The organism is Salegentibacter maritimus, from assembly GCF_016236915.1.
Taxonomy (GTDB): Bacteria; Bacteroidota; Bacteroidia; order Flavobacteriales; family Flavobacteriaceae; genus Salegentibacter; species Salegentibacter maritimus.
This window is the reverse complement of sequence record NZ_JAEHOK010000047.1, coordinates 1-5260: the sequence shown is the minus strand read 5'-3', so window position 1 is coordinate 5260 and position 5260 is coordinate 1. Positions and strand designations below refer to the sequence as shown.

The window sequence follows — 5260 nt, the reverse complement described above, 5'->3', positions numbered from 1 at the left end:
TGTAAGCTTCCCTTAAAAACGAACTGTTTAAAAGTATAATATATTTTATAACTTTAAACAGTAATTATGAAGAAGAGTAGATATTCACCACAGCAAATCGCAAAGATTTTAAAGGAATTTGATAACGGAAAAACGGCCGCAGAGATCAGCCGTGAATATGGCATTAGTACAGCGGCATTTTACAAGTGGCGGGAACGCTATGGCGGTATGAACGGCAAAGAGCTGAAGCGCCTAAAAGATCTGGAAGAGGAAAATCGAAGACTGAAGCAGATGTATGCCAATCTATCCCTGGATCATCAAATGGCCAAAGAAATCATTGAAAAAAAGCTTTAAAGCCCTGCCGTAAAAGAGCCATAGCCAAAGAACTTGTTCATTACGGTATCAGCAGGGCATGCCGGGTTTTAAATATGAGCAAAAGCGTTTTTTATTACAAGCCAACCCCAAAGGACGATACTGCTATAGAGAAGGCCTTACGACAAAAAGCTAAAGAACATAGTGAGGAAGGCTTCTGGATGGCTTACGATCGATTAAGGAATGAAGGTAAGCCCTGGAACCACAAACGAGTGTACCGGGTTTATAAAAAGCTTGGCTTAAGTTTGAGAAGAAAGGTGAAAAAGCGTTTGCCTACCAGGGTTAAAGACCCCCTGGAGGCTCCTACGGCACCTAATCGTAGTTGGAGTATTGATTTTGTGACCGATGTTTTAGAAAACAAAAGGCGCTTCCGTGGCTTAACGGTAATCGATGATTACAACCGGGAAGCATTGCATATAGAAATTGATTTTTCACTGCCCAGCAAACGTGTCGTATGGGTACTAAACCATTTGATTAATCGCAGAGGGAAACCCAAAAAGATAAGAATGGATAATGGTCCTGAATTTATTGCTAAAATAGCTTCAGAGTGGAGCCAGATGCATGAAATCGACTTCCAGTACATCCAACCAGGGAAACCTACACAGAATGCTTTTATTGAACGATTCAATGGAACTTATCGAAGAGGCGTTCTCAATAAATACCTTTTTGAAGATCTCAATCAAGTAAGGGAACAAACTGAGACCTAGATGGAAGATTACAATAACGTAAGACCTCATAATGCACTGGGAAAAATGGCACCGGTAGCATTCGCTAAAATTCATTCTCCTGGCGGTACCGCCAGGAGAATGAAAAATAATATTTTTGGACAATCAAGCAGTTCTAATTAGGGGAAGCTTACACTTCTTGAAGTGACGCTTCAGAAAAGTTCATTTTCAAGTTTTTTTGAGCTGTATTATAAAGTGCTAAAAGATCAATAGGTGAATCTACCACGAAAACACCTTTTGGTTGGACTTGACTTTGGTTTTCAATAAGATAATCACTGATTAACAAACTAACATTTCCACCACTTGAAAATCCACCGATAAAAATGTTCTCCTTAGATAAATTATTTTCTGAAATTATTTTTCTAGTTTTTTAGTCAATTGTTGTTTTTCCGACTGATTTAAGAATAGACGTTGATTAAAATTCATAGCCAAAACAGAAAATCCATTTTTCACACTTATTTCTTCAATTTTGAATTCTGAAAATGTGTTTTGAGCATCACAAGGCAAACAGGGAAATAGAATCAATAGTCCATTTTGTTTATCTGAATTAATCAATTCAAATTCTGAATTTTTTATCTTTTCATATTTTGGTTTTTCAGTCTTATAAGCCTTTTGATCATTTCCCTTGCAGGAAGTTACAATTAGAACTAGAATTATTATTAGTGTTCGCATTTTTTAAATTGTTTACAACGGTTGGGCTATGAGCAGTTGGGGATTTTACGCTCTAACTATCTGTTTAGCACAGACCTTTGTTTTATGTTTATAGTTTTTTTTTATCACTTTCGCCCCAATTGCTTATAGCCGTTGTTGTGCGTTCGGCTTTATTTTTCGATATTCTTTATTGTCTTATTTAATATTGAAGCTAGCTTTGATGGGCTTACTTTGGCTAGCTTTAAAGATTCACAACCATTAAACGCTACGAACTTTCTCAGTACCTCTGCAAATGGTTTTGCCCATATTTCAACATCTATAGTTTGATTTTCAATGTGTAGGTGTATGAGTTCAAATTGCTTTTCTTTTCGATGTGCTTTGCAGTCCACTCTGCCTATAAATATATCACCAAATAAGATGGGTAAACAGAAATAACCGTATTGCCTTTTTTCTTTTGGTGTATAGCACTCAATTTTATAATCAAAGTCAAAGAATTGCTTCACTCGGTCTCGATGAATAATTGAATTGTCAAATGGAGATAAAATGTGAATGTTTAAATTTGGTTTTTTAAACGACTTTTCAAGGGAAATTTTATTCACAAAAACAGAAGGAAAATTTTCAATATTTACCTGTTCTATCGTTCCTTCTTCAAGCATCGAAGCCAATACATCATCAACGTTTTTTCTTATCTCCTTTCCTGCTTTAAGGTGTGTAATTTGCTTTATAGTTGTAAAGCCATAGGCACGCAAATAGGTTTTTACTAAATATTCTGCAAACTCATGGTTTGTAGGCAAGGTTGTGTTAATTGATTTTGGCAAGACATTTTCAGTGAGGTCGTATGTTTTTTGCATTCCGTTTCTACTTGAAATCATTAAGTCGCCTTGCAAAAAAAGTCTTTCCAATGCTATTTTTGTAGGTTTCCAATTCCACCAACTTCCTGCTTTTTTTGCCTCATTCTGAAAATCTCTTGCCTTTTTTGGACCTTCTGTACGGATGGTGTCCAAAACATATTTCATCACTTTTTTATCCGCATTGTAATGATGCTTTTCATTTTGCTTAACTTCTAACATTTGAGGTAATGCAAAACGAAAATATTTTATTGGCAGATAAGAAGCAGCGTGAAACCAATATTCAAATACTTTTCGTTCTTCAACGAGTTCATCTAAATATTCCGTTCTGTAATCGGGAATTCTTGTCCAAAGTGTATGATGGTGGGCTCTTTCAATAATTGACAAAGTGTCGATTTGTAAATACCCAAGCTGTTCTATCGCTTTAAGAACAGCTTCTTTACCCTTTCCAAAAGGAGTTGACTTTGTTAATCCTTGACTTTCTAATGTCAAAAAACGGAGTTGTGATAAAGTCAATTTTTCTGCCATAAGTCTTAATCAACAATTGAAATATAGGTTTCAATTTCTGCATTGTCTCCGTCAAAATACTTTTGTCCGTGAACCGTTACATCTGCACGATAAGCTCTTTTTAATTCAGTATCTTGCCATATTTCCGTCCAAGTTTTCACTATTGCTTCGGGCATTTTTCCTTTTGAGATATATTTTTGATTTTTACCAACGGAAATTTCCCTTCCTTCAAAACCATCAGGAATATGGTCAAGTGTTGTTACGGGAAACCCAATAATTAAGGTGTATTTTCCTGTATAATCGCTTTCGTAGTCTGTATAAACAGCATAAAATTCATCTCCTACTTTGTTGGGTATTTTGTCTGATATATTTTCTCCCCAAAACCTGCCCCAAAGATTTTCAATGTTAATCATTGATTCGTTTGTTGTTTCGGTTGAGATACCTATAATTTTAAAGTCATTCATATTTTTTCGTTTGTTTAATTTATGTAGGATGTTTTTTTTGCTGACGCACAACGGTAACGTATAAGAATAGTAGCGGATTTTAAGCACTTACTTTTCGGTTTGTTACTGTCTTTGATTTATATATTTCACTTTGGTTTTTGCGATTAAACCGCTATTATTTTTATACAATGTTAGCTACAGTACTTTTTCCTTTTTTTATTTTTTCAGTTAGTTTGTCAAGCAATTCTGAATTTTCTTTCTCCAAAATTAAAGTCCGTTCAAAACTCGGTAGTCCGTTTAGTTCTTTTGGCGAAAATACACGAGCAATTTTATTTTTGGGTTTCGTTATCTTCAAAAGACTAACGCTCAATTTGTTTAAGTTTTCCGATTTATGTAATTCGTCACTTTCTATACTATAAAATCCGCCAGTCTCTATTACTTCCGATTTTATTATTTCCAAAGACTGTTTTTCTGAATTAAGTAAAGTACCCCCATTTGTTAGGACAGCTTTGCTGCTAAATTAAGTTCTATTTTTCATTTATCAAGCAGCCTTTCTTTTTTGGTTTAAATATCGGTTATAAGGTATTTCATTTTCTATTCCCTGGTGCCTTCTTTGGTGGTTGTAAAATTTAAAATAGGTATTGAGTTGTTGGTACAGATCTACTCCAGATTCTGGAGGATTTAAATAAATACTTTCGTACTTCACACTTCTCCAAAGCCTTTCTATAAATACATTATCGATAGCTCTTCCTTTTCCATCCATACTGAGTTTAATATTTTTAGATAGTACCCTGTGGGTAAAGATCTCTGAAGTAAACTGGCTTCCCTGATCGGTATTAATGATCTCAGGAGTCCCATGGATTTCAATAGCTTCTTCTAAAGTTTCTTTACACCACTGGGCATCCATTGAATTGGACACAGACCAGTTAAGAACATAGCGACTATGCAGGTCTATGATGGCTACCAGATACATAAAACCTTTTCGCATAGGAATGTAAGTAATATCGATCGCCCAGACCTGATTGGGACGGTCTACTGTAAGATTCCGCAATAAATAAGGATACACCTTATGTTCTTTGTTTCGCCTGGAGGTATGTTTCCCGGGCATAATAGCTCTGAGTCCCATAATCCGGGAATAGAGACGTTCAATACGCTTTTTATTGACTTTATACCCTTTATCCAGGGTAAGCCAGGTATGCATTCTCCTGGCACCTTTAAAAGGATGATGGGTATAATGTTCATCCATCAGGCGCATCAGTTCTAAATTAAGTTTACTTTCTCCACGAGGTCTATAATAGATTCCACTGCGGTGGATGTGCAATAGCTTGCATTGCTGCTGGAGGCTGAGCTTGGAATGACCCTTGCATATCATTGTTCGACGCTCTTCTAAAGGTTTTATCGCAAGGCGTTTTTTAAAAAATCATTCTCCACTTTAAGCTCCCCAATCACCTTAAGAAGTTGGTCTTTCTTTTCCTCTTCTTCTGATTTTTTTGATTTTTCCCCTTTTGAAAAAACAGTATCGGCCTCATTTAGGAAATTGCGTTTCCAGGTATTGATCTGTTGTGGAGTAATCTCAAATTTTTGTGCTAGTTCCTTGACCGTTTGACGCTCTTTCAAGGCTTCAAGAACTACTTTCGTTTTAAACTTTGAGGTAAATTTTCTTCGTGTCATAATACAGTAAAATTAAGGTTATTTTTGAACTTAACTTACTGTCCTAATTTTTGGGGGATGATCA

6 protein-coding genes and 1 pseudogene are annotated in these 5260 nt (G+C 35.6%); 1 reads left to right on the top strand and 6 read right to left on the bottom strand.

Annotated elements, in window-relative coordinates:
- The first annotated feature begins 66 nt into the window (after window positions 1–66).
- Window positions 67–1199, top strand: a pseudogene (locus I6U49_RS16740) (IS3 family transposase).
- 231 nt (window positions 1200–1430) lie between these two features.
- Here the strand turns inward: I6U49_RS16740 and I6U49_RS16735 are convergent.
- The 6 genes from I6U49_RS16735 to I6U49_RS16710 all read right to left on the bottom strand — a co-directional run bounded on the left by I6U49_RS16735 (window position 1431) and on the right by I6U49_RS16710 (window position 5196).
- Window positions 1431–1748, bottom strand: coding sequence for a hypothetical protein (locus tag I6U49_RS16735; RefSeq protein WP_198629686.1), 318 nt, complete (start codon window positions 1746–1748; stop codon window positions 1431–1433).
- A gap of 149 nt (window positions 1749–1897) precedes the next feature.
- On the bottom strand, window positions 1898–3103 hold the full coding sequence (locus tag I6U49_RS16730; RefSeq protein WP_198629685.1) for a winged helix-turn-helix domain-containing protein: 1206 nt from the start codon (window positions 3101–3103) through the stop codon (window positions 1898–1900).
- A 5-nt stretch (window positions 3104–3108) separates the two neighbouring features.
- Window positions 3109–3546: a GyrI-like domain-containing protein gene (locus tag I6U49_RS16725; RefSeq protein WP_198629684.1), complete on the bottom strand. Its 438-nt coding sequence runs from the start codon at window positions 3544–3546 to the stop codon at window positions 3109–3111.
- Window positions 3547–3706: 160 nt separating this feature from the next.
- Window positions 3707–3985 carry a hypothetical protein gene (locus tag I6U49_RS16720; protein ID WP_198629683.1) on the bottom strand — a complete coding sequence of 93 codons (279 nt, stop codon included), beginning with the start codon at window positions 3983–3985 and terminating at the stop codon, window positions 3707–3709.
- Between the two features lie 81 nt (window positions 3986–4066).
- The gene (locus I6U49_RS16715; protein ID WP_317191834.1) at window positions 4067–4924 is read right to left on the bottom strand and encodes an IS3 family transposase; all 858 of its coding nucleotides are present in this window, start codon (window positions 4922–4924) and stop codon (window positions 4067–4069) included.
- Window positions 4921–5196, bottom strand: a complete 276-nt coding sequence (locus I6U49_RS16710) for a transposase (protein WP_198627104.1) — start codon at window positions 5194–5196, stop codon at window positions 4921–4923. The genes I6U49_RS16715 and I6U49_RS16710 overlap by 4 nt, the downstream gene beginning before the upstream one ends.
- Window positions 5197–5260 lie beyond the last annotated feature (64 nt).